The 14269-nt window shown below is 57.4% G+C and carries 16 protein-coding genes; 9 read left to right on the top strand and 7 right to left on the bottom strand.

Annotated elements, in window-relative coordinates; genetic code table 11:
- Positions 1-16: 16 nt before the first annotated feature.
- The gene (locus AFK67_RS14780) at positions 17-415 is read right to left on the bottom strand and encodes a YgiW/YdeI family stress tolerance OB fold protein (RefSeq protein WP_038883098.1); all 399 of its coding nucleotides are present in this window, start codon (positions 413-415) and stop codon (positions 17-19) included.
- 99 nt (positions 416-514) lie between these two features.
- On the opposite strand from AFK67_RS14780, the gene AFK67_RS14775 reads away from it, so the two are divergent.
- The 8 genes from AFK67_RS14775 to cysM all read left to right on the top strand — a co-directional run bounded on the left by AFK67_RS14775 (position 515) and on the right by cysM (position 7577).
- Positions 515-949 carry a DUF2919 domain-containing protein gene (locus AFK67_RS14775; RefSeq protein ID WP_007712920.1) on the top strand — a complete coding sequence of 145 codons (435 nt, stop codon included), beginning with the start codon at positions 515-517 and terminating at the stop codon, positions 947-949.
- Positions 950-1011: 62 nt separating this feature from the next.
- Entirely contained in the window at positions 1012-1596 is a 585-nt protein-coding gene (locus tag AFK67_RS14770; protein WP_007712918.1) for an RpoE-regulated lipoprotein, read from the top strand.
- A 91-nt stretch (positions 1597-1687) separates the two neighbouring features.
- The gene (locus AFK67_RS14765; RefSeq protein WP_007712916.1) at positions 1688-2590 is read left to right on the top strand and encodes a Dyp-type peroxidase; all 903 of its coding nucleotides are present in this window, start codon (positions 1688-1690) and stop codon (positions 2588-2590) included.
- A gap of 158 nt (positions 2591-2748) precedes the next feature.
- Positions 2749-3765 (top strand): sulfate ABC transporter substrate-binding protein, encoded by a 1017-nt coding sequence (locus AFK67_RS14760; RefSeq protein ID WP_007712914.1) that lies wholly within the window; start codon positions 2749-2751, stop codon positions 3763-3765.
- Positions 3765-4595: a sulfate/thiosulfate ABC transporter permease CysT gene (cysT, locus tag AFK67_RS14755; RefSeq protein WP_007750987.1), complete on the top strand. Its 831-nt coding sequence runs from the start codon at positions 3765-3767 to the stop codon at positions 4593-4595. Before AFK67_RS14760 ends, cysT begins: the two co-directional genes overlap by 1 nt.
- A complete protein-coding gene (gene cysW / locus AFK67_RS14750; RefSeq protein ID WP_007712909.1) occupies positions 4595-5464 on the top strand; it encodes a sulfate/thiosulfate ABC transporter permease CysW in 870 nt (289 codons plus the stop codon). Before cysT ends, cysW begins: the two co-directional genes overlap by 1 nt.
- Complete coding sequence (gene cysA / locus AFK67_RS14745; RefSeq protein WP_038870425.1) at positions 5454-6548, top strand: sulfate/thiosulfate ABC transporter ATP-binding protein CysA; 1095 nt, start codon at positions 5454-5456, stop codon at positions 6546-6548. Before cysW ends, cysA begins: the two co-directional genes overlap by 11 nt.
- Positions 6549-6665: 117 nt before the next feature.
- A complete protein-coding gene (gene cysM / locus AFK67_RS14740) occupies positions 6666-7577 on the top strand; it encodes a cysteine synthase CysM (protein WP_007724511.1) in 912 nt (303 codons plus the stop codon).
- 30 nt (positions 7578-7607) lie between these two features.
- Here cysM and AFK67_RS14735 read toward each other — a convergent pair whose 3' ends face one another.
- The 6 genes from AFK67_RS14735 to cysZ all read right to left on the bottom strand — a co-directional run bounded on the left by AFK67_RS14735 (position 7608) and on the right by cysZ (position 13049).
- Complete coding sequence (locus AFK67_RS14735) at positions 7608-8135, bottom strand: hypothetical protein (RefSeq protein ID WP_007724510.1); 528 nt, start codon at positions 8133-8135, stop codon at positions 7608-7610.
- Positions 8136-8208: 73 nt separating this feature from the next.
- The gene (gene crr, locus AFK67_RS14730) at positions 8209-8712 is read right to left on the bottom strand and encodes a PTS glucose transporter subunit IIA (protein ID WP_004385842.1); all 504 of its coding nucleotides are present in this window, start codon (positions 8710-8712) and stop codon (positions 8209-8211) included.
- Positions 8713-8755: 43 nt separating this feature from the next.
- Positions 8756-10483, bottom strand: a complete 1728-nt coding sequence (ptsI, locus tag AFK67_RS14725) for a phosphoenolpyruvate-protein phosphotransferase PtsI (RefSeq protein ID WP_007724509.1) — start codon at positions 10481-10483, stop codon at positions 8756-8758.
- Positions 10484-10526: 43 nt separating this feature from the next.
- Positions 10527-10784 carry a phosphocarrier protein Hpr gene (ptsH, locus tag AFK67_RS14720; RefSeq protein ID WP_000487600.1) on the bottom strand — a complete coding sequence of 86 codons (258 nt, stop codon included), beginning with the start codon at positions 10782-10784 and terminating at the stop codon, positions 10527-10529.
- Between the two features lie 385 nt (positions 10785-11169).
- The gene (gene cysK, locus AFK67_RS14715; protein ID WP_007724508.1) at positions 11170-12141 is read right to left on the bottom strand and encodes a cysteine synthase A; all 972 of its coding nucleotides are present in this window, start codon (positions 12139-12141) and stop codon (positions 11170-11172) included.
- Positions 12142-12287: 146 nt separating this feature from the next.
- Positions 12288-13049 (bottom strand): sulfate transporter CysZ, encoded by a 762-nt coding sequence (cysZ, locus tag AFK67_RS14710; RefSeq protein ID WP_007724507.1) that lies wholly within the window; start codon positions 13047-13049, stop codon positions 12288-12290.
- A gap of 231 nt (positions 13050-13280) precedes the next feature.
- On the opposite strand from cysZ, the gene zipA reads away from it, so the two are divergent.
- Positions 13281-14249: a cell division protein ZipA gene (gene zipA, locus AFK67_RS14705; RefSeq protein ID WP_007724505.1), complete on the top strand. Its 969-nt coding sequence runs from the start codon at positions 13281-13283 to the stop codon at positions 14247-14249.
- The last annotated feature ends 20 nt before the right edge of the window (positions 14250-14269 follow it).

Below are 14269 nucleotides of genomic sequence, written 5' to 3'. Positions count from 1 at the left end.
CCGGGTGAGCCTGGCGTTAGCCTTTGGTGAGTTTCTTCACGTCGATTTCGACGGAATTCCAGTCTTTATCCACTTCGCCTTCAAGGCGCACTTTATCTTTCGGCGTGACCGTCGCGCCGTTCCAGACGTGGTCATCAATGTCTACGTTGATGCTGCCGCTTTTGTCACGGAACTCATAAAGCTCTTTGCCGAGCTTACGAACGATATTGCCTTCCAGCACCACCCACGCGTCGTCGCGCAGATTTTTCGCTTCGTTAACGGTCGTGCTGGCGGCATCCGGCCCCTGAAAACCGCCTTTGGCGGCGTTAGCGCTGGCGCTGTTATCCGGGCCTGAGAAGCCGCCTTCCTGCGCCATGACGGGCATAGCGGACAGCGCGGACGCGGCGATACACAGAGCGATAAGCTGTTTTTTCATTTCCATCTCCTTGGGTTGTGCACGACGAAGACCTTTCTTCGTCTTGTTATACAGTGACATAATTCTGGACCCGATGCGGGCGTAGTCCAGGATTTATACATGTTTTTACCTTCTGATTATGATAACCGTGGCTGGCTGAAGCTCCCGGCCCTGTTCTGGGCGGTGCTGTTGCTGCAGGCGCGCACCTGGGCGCTGTTCGTGCTGGCGGGCGCGTCGCGCGGGCAGGGCGAGGCGCTGCTCGGGCTGTTTTACCCCGACCGCCAGGGCTTCTGGATGGGCCTTGCGGCGGGAATACCCGCGATGCTGACGTTTTTATTAAGCGGGCGGCGGCACGATCGCCCGCGCCTGTGGCGCTACGCCCGTTATGTATTGATGCTGACGCAGGCGCTGATGCTGGCTTCGCAGGCGCTGCTACTGTGGCGCGACGCGCCGGGCGGCATCGCGCTGGCCCTGCTGGCGCTGGACGCCTGGGCGCTGTGGCTGCTGGCCTCGCATCGCCGCCTGCGCGCCTGTTTTGATACGCCGCAGCCCTGAGCGGCACTTTTCGCCGTCTTTGCGCTCCAACGAGACGTTGTCGACTGATTAAAGGAACCGTTATGAAGAAATTGCCTCTGCTGCTGTGCGGGACGTCGTTATTACTGGGCGGATGTTCAACGCTTTCCAGCGTCAACTGGTCGGCGGCGGCCCCGTGGCACTGGTTTGACTGGTGGGGCTCCTCGCTGGAAGTGACGGAAAAAGGGGTCGGCGATATCACCGCCGATACGCCGCTCCAGGAAGCCGCGATAAGCGAAGCGCTGGGCGACGATTATCGCCTGCGCAGCGGGATGCGCGCTGAAGGCAGCAACATCGTGCGTTATTTCGAAGCGATGAAAGAGAGCCAGCTGGCGCTGGTGGTGGACGGCGAGAATGGCAAGGTGAGCCGCATCGACGTGCTCGATAAAGCGATTCCCGCCGACAGCGGTGTGGCCATCGGCACCCCGTTTGGCGATCTCTTCAAACAGGCCCAGGGCGCGTGCCAGAAAGCCAGCGCGCCGGATGACGGGGCGGTGGAGTGTAAGGCACCCGGCAGCGAACATATCAGCTACGTCTTTAGCGGCGACTGGCGCGGCCCGCAGGAGCTGATGCCGCCGGATGACACGCTCAAAGGCTGGACGCTGAAAAAGATAATCTGGCGTCGCTGAGCCTTGCGTAAACGCAACGCCTGAGCCGTTAAATCGGGTACAATACGCCCGGTTTTGCCACCCCGGTGGCAGCGGTTTATCAGGAGGAGTGATGTCTGTGGTTCAAAGCGGCATTCTGCCGGAGCATTGTCGCGCGGCTATCTGGCTGGAAGCGAGCGTTGATGAAAGCCAGCGCGAGGCGCTGCGCGCGGCGAGCAAAATTTTCGCCGATAAAGTAGCGACCTTTCAGGCGCAGTTTCCTGAGGCGAATCTCGGTGTGGTCGTGGCGTTTGGTCACACGTTGTGGCGGTCGCTGGCGAATGATGAGAGCGCGGCAGAGCTGAAAGACTTTGCGCCACTCGGCAAGGGGCTCGCGCCTGCCACGCAGCGCGATGTGCTGATCCACATTCTGTCGCTGCGTCACGACGTTAACTTTTCGGTCGCCCAGGCGGCGCTGGAAGCCTTCGGCGATGCCCTGAACGTTGAAGAAGAAACCCACGGTTTCCGCTGGGTGGAAGATCGCGACTTAAGCGGCTTCGTGGACGGCACCGAAAACCCGGCGGGCGAAGAAAAACGCCGCGACGTGGCGGTTATCCAGGACGGCATCGACGCGGGCGGCAGTTACGTGTTCGTCCAGCGCTGGGAGCATAACCTGAAACAGCTCAATCGTATGAGCGTGCCGGATCAGGAGATGATGATTGGCCGCACGAAAGCCGCAAACGAAGAGATTGACGGCGACGCGCGCCCGGTAACCTCTCATCTTTCGCGCGTCGATCTTAAAGAAGACGGCAAAGGGCTGAAGATTGTGCGCCAGAGCCTGCCTTACGGCACCGCGAGCGGCGTACACGGTCTGTACTTCTGCGCCTACTGCGCGCGCCTCTATAACATCGAACAGCAGCTCCTGAGCATGTTTGGCGACGCGGACGGCAAGCGCGACGCGATGCTGCGTTTTACCCGTCCGGTGACGGGAGGCTACTATTTCGCGCCGTCGCTGACCCGCCTGCTTAACCTCTGACCCCTACGCGCGCGGCCTTGCGGGCCGCGCCGTCACGCCTTTCGTCTTATATCCTTTTGCGCTTGCAAATCACTAAACGGTATATAAAAGCGGTATAGCTTTCTCACCCGTATAAATACACTGATGGCTCGATCGTTATCACATTTATAAGGTGCAAAATGGCCGTGAAATCAGTGAAAAAAGCATGGGGCGCGCTGGCGATTTCTCTGCTGATGGCGGGGTCCGCGCAGGCGACTGAACTGCTTAACAGCTCTTATGATGTTTCGCGCGAGCTGTTCGCTGCCCTCAACCCGCCGTTCGAACAGCAGTGGGCGAAGGATAACCACGGCGATACGCTGACGATCAAACAGTCTCACGCGGGCTCCTCGAAGCAGGCGCTCGCGATTTTGCAGGGCTTAAAAGCAGACGTTGTAACTTATAACCAGGTGACCGACGTCCAGATCCTGCATGATAAAGGCCAGCTTATCCCGGCTGACTGGCAGGCGCGCCTGCCGAACAACAGCTCCCCGTTCTACTCCACGATGGCGTTCCTGGTGCGTAAAGGGAACCCGAAAAACATTCACGACTGGAATGACCTGGTGCGCCCGGACGTGAAGCTGATTTTCCCGAACCCGAAAACCTCCGGCAACGCGCGCTATACCTATCTGGCGGCCTGGGGCGCGGCGGATAAAGCCGACGGCGGCGATAAAGTCAAAACCCAGCAGTTTATGACCCAGTTTTTGAAAAACGTTGAGGTGTTCGACACCGGCGGTCGCGGCGCGACCACGACGTTTGTCGAGCGCGGCCTCGGCGACGTGCTGATTAGCTTTGAGTCGGAAGTGAATAACATCCGTAACCAGTACGCCAAAGACGGTTACGAGGTCGTGGTGCCGAAGGTGAATATCCTGGCGGAGTTCCCGGTGGCGTGGGTAGATAAAAACGTTAAGGCTAACGGTACGGAAAAAGCGGCCAAAGCCTACCTGAACTGGCTTTACAGCCCGCAGGCGCAGCAGATTATCACCAGCTACTACTACCGCGTGAACAATCCACAGGTGATGGAGACGCTGAAAGATAAGTTTCCGCAGACGGAGCTGTTCCGCGTGGAAGACGCCTTCGGCAAATGGCCGGACGTGATGAAAACCCATTTTGCCAGTGGCGGTGAGTTCGACAAGCTGGTGGCGGCGGGGCGTCAGTGATGTTTGCAGTTCCGAAACGTGTACTGCCCGGGTTCACCCTGAGCCTCGGCACAAGTTTATTGTTTGTGTGCCTGATACTGCTGCTGCCGCTGAGTGCGCTGGTGATGCAAGTTTCCCAGATGAGCTGGGCGCAGTACTGGGAGGTGATTTCTAACCCGCAGGTGGTGGCGGCGTATAAAGTGACGCTGCTGTCGGCGGCGGTCGCTTCGCTGTTTAACGGCGCGTTCGGCCTGCTAATGGCCTGGATTTTAACCCGCTACCGCTTTCCTGGCCGCACGCTGCTGGACGCGCTGATGGATTTACCCTTCGCGCTGCCGACCGCCGTTGCGGGCCTGACGCTCGCCTCGCTGTTCTCGGTGAACGGCTTTTACGGCGAGTGGCTGGCGAAATTCGATATCAAAGTGACGTATACCTGGCTTGGCATCGCGGTGGCGATGGCGTTTACCAGCATTCCTTTTGTGGTGCGAACCGTGCAGCCGGTGCTTGAAGAACTGGGCCCGGAATATGAAGAGGCGGCGGAAACGCTCGGCGCCACGCGCCTGCAAAGCTTTCGTAAGGTGGTGCTGCCGGAATTGTCGCCTGCTCTGCTGGCGGGCGTGGCGCTGTCGTTTACCCGCAGTCTCGGCGAGTTCGGCGCGGTGATTTTTATCGCGGGCAATATCGCCTGGAAAACCGAAGTGACGTCGCTGATGATTTTTGTTCGTTTGCAGGAGTTCGATTACCCGGCCGCGAGCGCGATAGCCTCCGTGATCCTGGCCGCGTCGCTGCTGCTGCTGTTTGCCATTAACACGCTGCAAAGCCGTTTTGGACGCCGGGTGGTGGGGCACTGATGACGATGATGACACAGGCGCGCCTTGGCGCGCGCATAAACTGGGGCAAATGGGCGCTTATCGGCATCGGGATGCTGTTGTCGGCGTTTATTCTCGTGGTGCCGATGGTCTACATCTTCGCCAAAGCCTTCTCTGATGGCCTGATGCCGGTGCTGGAAAATATCGCCAACCCCGATATGTTGCACGCCATCTGGCTGACGGTGCTGATTGCGCTGATTACCGTGCCGGTGAATCTCGTGTTCGGCACGCTGCTCGCCTGGCTGGTGACGCGCTTTGACTTCCCGGGCCGTCAGTTGCTGCTCACACTACTGGATATTCCTTTTGCCGTGTCGCCGGTGGTGGCGGGGCTGGTGTATCTGCTGTTTTACGGCTCCAACGGCCCGCTCGGCGGCTGGCTGGACGCGCATGATATGCAGATTATGTTCGCCTGGCCTGGCATGGCGCTGGTGACAATCTTCGTGACCTGTCCGTTCGTGGTGCGCGAGCTGGTGCCGGTGATGTTAAGCCAGGGCAGCCATGAAGATGAGGCGGCGATTTTACTGGGGGCGTCCGGCTGGCAGATGTTCAGACGCGTGACGCTGCCGAATATTCGCTGGGCGCTGCTCTACGGCGTTGTGCTAACCAACGCCCGCGCCATCGGCGAGTTCGGCGCGGTATCCGTGGTGTCCGGCTCAATTCGCGGCGAGACGCTCTCGCTGCCGTTGCAGATTGAGCTGCTGGAGCAGGACTACAACACCGTCGGCGCGTTTACCGCCGCCGCGCTGCTGACGCTGATGGCGATTCTGACCCTGTTTTTAAAGAGTGCGTTGCAATGGCGTCTGCATAATCAGGAAAAACGCGTGCAACAGGAGGGAAATCATGAGCATTGAGATTGCCAATATTAAGAAATCTTTTGGTCGCACCCAGGTGCTGAATGATATCTCTCTGGATATCCCTTCCGGCCAGATGGTGGCGCTGCTGGGGCCGTCCGGCTCCGGGAAAACTACGCTGCTGCGCATTATCGCCGGGCTCGAACACCAGACCAGCGGGCAGATCCGCTTTCACGGTACTGACGTGAGCCGCCTGCATGCCCGCGAGCGTAAGGTAGGCTTCGTGTTCCAGCATTACGCGCTGTTTCGCCATATGAGCGTGTTCGACAATATCGCGTTTGGCCTGACCGTACTGCCGAAGCGCGAGCGTCCGAACGCGGCGGCTATCAAACAAAAAGTGATGAAACTGCTGGAGATGGTACAGCTGGCTCATCTTGCCGACCGCTACCCGGCGCAGCTTTCCGGCGGGCAGAAACAGCGCGTGGCGCTGGCCCGCGCGCTGGCGGTGGAGCCGCAAATCCTGCTGCTGGATGAGCCGTTCGGCGCGCTCGACGCCCAGGTGCGTAAAGAACTCAGGCGCTGGCTGCGTCAGCTGCATGAGGAGCTGAAATTCACCAGCGTCTTCGTGACGCACGATCAGGAAGAGGCGATGGAAGTGGCCGACCGCGTAGTGGTGATGAGCCAGGGCGATATCGAACAGGCCGACGCGCCGGAACAGGTGTGGCGCGAGCCAGCGACCCGTTTCGTGCTGGAGTTTTTAGGCGAAGTGAACCGGCTTCAGGGCACCGTACGCGGCGGACAGTTTCACGTCGGCGCGCACCGCTGGCCGCTTGGCTTTACCCCGGCGCATCAGGGGCCGGTCGATCTCTTCCTGCGCCCGTGGGAAGTGGACGTGAGCCGCCGCACCAGCCTCGATTCTCCGCTGCCGGTACACGTGCTGGAAGTAAGTCCGAAAGGTCACTATATGCAGCTCGTGGTGCAGCCGCAGGGCTGGTATGACGAACCGCTGACGGTGGTGCTGCGTGAAGATTACGTGCCGCATCGCGGCGAGCGGCTGTTTGTCGGCCTTCAGCATGCGCGGATTTACCACGGCAACGAGCGTATCGAGACGCGCGCGGATATTGCTCTCGCGAAGTCCGCCTGATAGCTTAATGCACAGTTTATCGCCCGGTGGCGCGACGCCTGCCGGGCGTGTCGTCATCACTGCGTCTTTCAGGCCGGGTAAACGAACGCTACCCGGCTTTTTTATTGAGTAAACATCGTGAATACACTCGAACATACCATCGGCAATACGCCGCTGGTCAGACTCCGACGTCTGGGGCCGGACAACGGCAGCGAAATCTGGGTCAAACTCGAAGGCAACAATCCGGCGGGCTCGGTCAAAGACCGGGCGGCGCTGGCGATGATCTCCCGTGCCGAGGCGCGCGGCGAGATTAAACCTGGCGACACGCTGATTGAAGCCACCAGCGGTAATACGGGGATCGCGCTGGCGATGATCGCTGCGGTGAAGGGCTATCAGATGACGCTCCTGATGCCCGACAACATGAGCATGGAGCGCAAAGCGGCGATGCAGGCCTACGGCGCGAAGCTCGTGCTGGTGAGCCGTGAGCAGGGCATGGAGGGCGCGCGTGATCTCGCGGCGCAGATGGCGCAGCGCGGCGAAGGCATTATTCTCGATCAGTTCAATAACCCCGATAATCCGTGGGCGCATTACACGACTACGGGACCGGAGATCTGGCGTCAGACCGACGGGCGCCTGACGCATTTCGTCTCCAGCATGGGCACCACCGGCACCATCACCGGCGTCAGCCGCTTTCTGCGCGAACAGGCCCGGCCGGTGACCGTGGTCGGGCTTCAGCCGGAAGAGGGCAGCAGCATTCCGGGCATTCGCCGCTGGCCCGCCGCCTATTTACCGGGCATTTTCGATGCGTCGCTGGTGGACGAGGTGCTGGATATTCACCATCGCGATGCGGAAAACACGATGCGCGACCTCGCGCGTAAAGAGGGGATTTTCTGCGGCGTGAGCTCCGGCGGCGCGGTCTGCGGCGCGCTGCGGGTAGCGCAGGCGAACCCGGGCGCGGTCGTGGTGGCGATTATCTGCGACAGAGGCGACCGCTATCTCTCAACGGGCGTTTTCAGCGAAGAGAGCTACAGCCAGGGCGCGGGGATTTAACATGCGAGCGGCGTGCGTGCGCGCGACGGTTCAGATGTCGCGCGGGATCTCCGCTGCGGCGTCTTCAATCAGCACATCCAGGCTCGACGGCGAGAGGTAACGCTTTACCGGCTTACTCACCTTGTGCAGCGCCTGACCGGGGGTAGCGGGCATCGCATAAAGGCGGACCTCGTCAGGCTGATGCTCGTAGATAAGCAGCCCATCCACTTTATAGCCATCTTTATCTTCAAACGCCGCCAGCTTCTGCTGCATCTGGTTGCGCGCGGCTTTATCGCCGTTTACGGCTTTGCGCAGCGCATCGACCGACAGGCCCGGCGGCAGACGATACAGATAGAGTATTTCCACCTGCTCGCTCTCTTCACATAAAAAACAGGTTCCGCGTCCGGGTACGGTCAGCGCTTTACGAAGCGCGGCGGTCAACGCCTGGCCATCGTTGAGCGGTGGGGCGGAAATATCGATAAACGCCAGCACATAAGGGCCAGGCGAGCCCGCGTAGAGCGGTGTGGTCGGCAGCAGCAGCGCCGTGAAAAAGAGGCAGAGTGAACGCCAGCGGCGCATAGGGCGTGTCCATAATGATGGTCTGGATAAAAAAATGGCGCCTTGCGGCGCCATTTTTGAACACGAGTCGGTCTTATTTCTTGATACGGATAACCGGCGTTTCACCGACGGTCACGCTACCAGAAAGCTTGGTCAGCTCTTTGATTTCGTCCATATTGGAAATGACAACCGGCGTCAGCGTGGATTTTGCTTTTTCTTCCAGCAGCGGCAGATCGAATTCGATAACCGGATCGCCTTTCTTCACGCGCTGGCCTTCTTCAGCGATGCGTTTGAAACCTTCGCCTTTCAGCTCAACGGTATCAATACCGAAGTGGACGAACAGTTCGATGCCGCTGTCCGATTCGATAGAGAAAGCGTGGTTAGTTTCGAAAATTTTACCGATGGTGCCATCAACCGGCGCAACCATTTTGTTACCGGTCGGTTTGATAGCGATGCCATCACCAACGATTTTCTCTGCGAACACTACATCCGGCACGTCTTCGATATTAACGATTTCACCAGACAGTGGAGCAACGATCTCAATGGTTCCGGTGTCGCTATTGCCTTTATCACCGAACAGTTTACTAAATAACCCCATTAGCCTTCTCTCCTAAGCAGTAATTTGGGCCGCATCTCGTGGATTAGCAGATTGTTTTTTCTTCAATGAACTTGTTAACCAGCGTCATTAACTCGTCCGTTGTCGGTTGAGCAAGAGCCTGCTCTGCTAAAACCTTCGCATCTTCGAAGTTCGTGTTACGGATAATCTTCTTAATGCGCGGGATAGAAATGGCACTCATACTGAATTCATCCAGACCCATCCCCAGCAACAGAAGTGTAGCACGTTCGTCGCCAGCAAGCTCACCACACATGCCGGTCCACTTACCTTCAGCATGAGATGCATCAATAACTTGCTTGATGAGGTTCAGGACAGACGGTGACATTGGCTGGTAAAGATGCGATATCATATCATTACCGCGGTCAACCGCCAGGGTGTACTGCGTCAGATCGTTGGTACCAATACTGAAGAAATCAACTTCTTTAGCAAGGTGACGCGCAATCGTCGCGGCCGCCGGTGTTTCCACCATGACGCCGATTTCAATCGTTTCGTCGAAAGCTTTGCCTTCGTCACGCAGTTCTTGTTTGAAAATGTCGATCTCTTTTTTCAGCGCGCGTACTTCTTCAACCGAGATGATCATCGGGAACATGATACGCAGCTTGCCGAACGCCGAGGCGCGCAGGATGGCGCGCAGCTGATCGCGCAGGATCTCTTTACGATCCATCGCGATACGAATCGCACGCCAGCCGAGGAACGGGTTTTCTTCTTTCGGAAAGTTCATGTACGGCAGCTCTTTATCGCCGCCAATGTCCATGGTACGCACGATAACCGCCTGCGAGCCACACGCTTCAGCCACGGCTTTATACGCCTGGAACTGCTCTTCTTCAGTCGGCAGGGAGTCGCGGTCCATGAACAGGAATTCGGTACGGTAGAGGCCTACGCCTTCTGCGCCGTTACGCTCGGCGCCTGCGACATCGCGCACGGTGCCGATGTTCGCGCAAACTTCTACCTGGTGGCCGTCAAGGGTGATGGCCGGCAGATCTTTAAGTTTCGCCAGTTCCGCTTTTTCTTCAGCGACCTGGGTTTGAATCGCGCGCAGCGACTCGATCTCTTCGTTAGTCGGGTTAACGTAAACTTTGTTGTTAACCGCATCGAGAATCAGATAATCGTCGTTTTTCACCTGCGTGGTGACGCTACCGGTACCCACAATCGCGGGCAGCTCAAGCGAGCGCGCCATGATGGAGGTGTGGGAGGTACGCCCGCCCAGATCGGTGATAAAGCCCAGCACCTTTTTCAGGTTCAGCTGTGCGGTTTCCGACGGGGTCAGATCGGCTGCAACCAGGATGACTTCATCCTGAATGGCGCTCAGATCGATAATGGCCAGGCCCAGAATGTTGCGCAGCAGACGCTTACCGATGTCGCGCACGTCAGCGGCGCGCTCTTTCAGGTATTCGTCGTCGAGCTCTTCCAGGGCGGTCGCCTGACCTTCGATAACCTCATGCGCTGCCGCGTCGGCAGTGATGTGCTTATCTTTAATCAGGGCTATGATTTCCTGCTCCAGCTCTTCATCTTCCAGCAACATGATGTGGCCTTCGAAGATAGCTTCCTTCTCTTCACCGAAAGTTTCGCCGGCTTTGATCTTGATAGCTTCGAGCTGAGTGGAGGCTTTGGCGCGACCACTCAGGAAACGTTCAACTTCCTGATCAACCTTATCGGCAGAAATTTTTTTCCGGTCGATGACAATCTCATCTTCTTTCAGCAACAGTGCTTTGCCAAAAGCGATACCCGGAGACGCTAAAATGCCTGAAATCATAACCCTACCTTACTTGTGACTGATTTTAATAAGAACCCGGAACTTACTCGAGTTCAGCCATCAGTTTTACCAGATGTTCTACTGCTTTCTGCTCATCTTCGCCTTCAGCGGAGATGGTCACAACGGTGCCCTGAGTCAGGCCCAGAGTCTGCAGTTTGAACAGGCTTTTTGCGCTGGCGCTTTTGCCGTTGGAAGTCACAGTGATCTCGGAAGTGAAGCCTTTCGCTTCTTTCACAAACTGAGCAGCAGGGCGGGTATGCAGACCGTTCGGAGCGGTAATAGTAACTTCTTGCTGGAACATTGTATTTCCCCAACTTATAGGTTTAGTGTTGTGGAACTAAAGTCTAGCCTGGCGGCGGGACTTTAGCCTGTATAGTTAGCGCCGGCGTAACGGAACGCAGCACGGATGCCTGAATCACGAAAAACGCATGGCATCATTGCTCCATGCGGCTCGCGTTTCGCTCGTCATTAATCATTATGACGCGATCGAAGTAGCATGACCAAATCGTTAAATCGATTCAGCACACATCAATTCGCCTCAGGATTAATTTCACGCATCGAAATAATTGCTGGTTAAATACCAGACCCAACCAATCCAGGCAATGCCAAACAAGGCAAAAGTTTGATGCATGCCACAAAAAAGCACCCCTTTGGGTGCTTTTTTGCGCATATTTAACAATCTGGCATCACTGTTGCAATTCTTTCTCAGTGAAGAGATCGGCGAACAGCGCGGTGCTTAAATATCGCTCACCCGAGGACGGCAGGATAACCACAATGTTCTTGTTGGTAAAGGTTTCGTCTTCCTGCAGCTTCAGCGCGGCGGCAACGGCGGCGCCGGAAGAGATACCCGCCAGAATGCCCTCTTCTTCCATCAGGCGGCGCGCGGTAGAAATCGCCTCTTCATTGGTGATGCCGATAACTTTATCGATTAGTTTCAGATCCAGGTTGCCAGGGATAAAGCCCGCGCCGATGCCCTGAATTTTGTGCGGGCCAGGTTTTAATTCCTGACCTGCGATCGCCTGAGCGATAACCGGTGAATCGGTCGGTTCAACCGCGACGCTAATCAGCTCGGTTTTACCTTTGGTGTTCTTGATATAGCGGCTCACGCCGGTCAACGTGCCGCCGGTGCCGACACCTGCGATAAACACGTCAACCTGACCGTCGGTATCTTCCCAGATCTCAGGCCCGGTGGTCTTTTCGTGGATTTCCGGGTTGGCCGGGTTGCTGAACTGCTGGAGCAGCAGATATTTGGACGGGTCGCTTGCCACAATTTCTTCGGCTTTCTGAATCGCGCCTTTCATGCCCTTAGCGCCTTCGGTGAGCACCAGATTGGCACCCAGCGCTTTCAGCAGCTTACGGCGCTCAACGCTCATGGTTTCCGGCATAGTCAGCGTCAGCTTATAGCCGCGCGCCGCGGCGACATAGGCCAGCGCGATACCGGTGTTGCCGCTGGTCGGCTCGACCAGTTCCACGCCTGGCTTCAGAACGCCGCGCTTTTCTGCATCCCAAATCATATTGGCACCGATACGGCACTTAACGCTGAAGCTTGGGTTACGCGACTCAACCTTCGCCAGAATGCGTCCGTTACCGATACGGTTCAGTCGAACCAGCGGCGTATGGCCAATAGTCAACGAGTTGTCTTCAAAAATCTTGCTCATAGCCCGTCCTTAACTGTATGAAATTTGGGAACCGCACCAGCATACCCGCTCACCGCGTGTGAGGAAGTAAGGTTTTCGTATATCGTTATGCCCGTGCGAAATAATGCCTAAGAGTATGGAATAAGCCGCGATATATGCCAGCGCGTCTAGCGCCAGCTGGCATGTTTGCCGCGATAGCAATCCACCCACATAGCCGTTGCGCCGCAGACCGCCACTGGCATAATCGCCAGATTCAGCACCGGCACTAGCGTAAAGAGGCTTACCAGCGCGCCGAACTGCATGTTCAGCCCTTTACGCTCGCGCAGCGCGACGCGCATGGTTTTAAACGGCACTTTATGGTTGTCGAACGGGTAGTCGCAATACTGAATGGAGAGCATCCAGGCGCTGAACAGGAACCACAGCACGGGCGCGACGGTCTGCCCGATGCCGGGAATAAAGTAGAGCAGCAGCAGCACCAGCGCGCGCGGCAAATACCAGGCGAGCTTTTGCCATTCGCGCTTCATGATGCGCGGTACGTCTTTCATAATGCCGAAAATGCCGGTGTCCGGCGGCGTAGCCCCGGTCAGGCGCGCTTCTAACTGCTCGGCAAGCAGTCCGTTGAACGGCGCGGCGATCCAGTTCGCGATAGTAGAAAAGAAGTAGCCGAAGATAAGCACGATAGAAACGACCGCCAGCGGCCAGAGTAAATAGTTGAGCCACTGTAGCCAGTCCGGCACATGGGACATGAACCGTGGGATCCAGTTATCCAGCCGGGTAAAGAGCCACCAGAACGCGCCGCCCATCAGCAGGAAATTGACGAGCAGGGGGAGAATGACGAAGCGCCGGATACCCGGCTGGCTTATCAGCTTAAATCCCTGCGAAAGGTAGTACAGACCGCTGCGCGAACCCGCGCCAGTGTTCGAAACCATATTCCTGCAAAGCTCCTTGTCAGACCTGCCCGGACCCGGGCTCGGTTATCTTAACCGAGAGGGAAAATTGCGCCACCCAGGAAATGGTCGAAAAAACAGCAAAAAGCACGATTTCTTTCATCTTTCTGTCCGGAAAACCGAGCGCGCACTTGCACTTGCCGTAATGGGCAAATACTCTTAGTGAGTAAATGTTTGCCGTCATGGCAAGGTGTTAGAACAACAGAGAATATAATGATGCAGGATTTGCGTCTGATATTAATCATTGTTGGCGCGATCGCCATAATCGCCTTACTGGTACATGGTTTGTGGACCAGCCGTAAGGAGCGTTCTTCCATGTTCCGCGATCGTCCGATGAAGCGCATGAAATCAAAGCGCGATGAGGATGAAGACGAAGACGACGTCGATGAGCTGGATGACGACAGCGTAGGCGAAGTTCGCGTGCGTCGTACCGCACCGGCGCCAGAAAGCGCGCCTGCGCGTCAGCCTCAGCATAACTATCAGCCGCCTTACGCGCCGTCGCAGACGCGTCAGCCTGCTCGCGAGTCCGTCGAACCCGTAGAGCCCGCGCCGGTGGCCCCGTATGGCGAGGCGCCTCAGACGCCGGCACATCAGCCGCAACAGCCGCAGCCGGTTCGCCAGACGGCGCCGCAACCGCAGCAGCCCGCACCAGCACAACCTGCAATGCACCAGCCCGCGCCGCAGCCGTTGGCTGAACCTGCAATGCAGCCAGAGCCGGTTTCCGAGCCTGCGCCAGTGAGCGCGCCGGAAAAACCGCAGCCGAAAGAAACCGTGATCGTGATGAACGTGGCGGCTCACGCTGGCAGCCAGCTTAACGGCGACGTGCTGTTCAACAGCATCCAGCAGGCTGGCTTTAAGTTCGGTGATATGAATATTTTCCATCGTCATCTGAGCCCGGACGGCAGCGGCCCGGTGTTGTTCAGCCTGGCGAATATGGTGAAACCCGGCTCGTTTGACCCCGAAATCATGACCGATTTCACGACGCCTGGCATTACCATCTTTATGCAGGTGCCAGGGTTTGGCGACGAACTGCAAAACTTCAAGCTGATGCTACAGTCGGCGCAGCATATCGCCGATGAAGTGGGCGGTGTGGTGCTGGACGACCAGCGCCGTATGATGACCCCGCAGAAGCTGCGCGAATATCAGGACAGAATTCGCGATGTAAAAGAGGCGAACGGCTGACAGGTCGGCGCGCGAAAATT

It is taken from the genome of Cronobacter dublinensis subsp. dublinensis LMG 23823 (assembly GCF_001277235.1).
Classification (GTDB): domain Bacteria; phylum Pseudomonadota; class Gammaproteobacteria; order Enterobacterales; family Enterobacteriaceae; genus Cronobacter; species Cronobacter dublinensis.
Note: the sequence above shows the minus strand (reverse complement) of the source record. Positions and strands in the feature narration are given on the sequence as shown.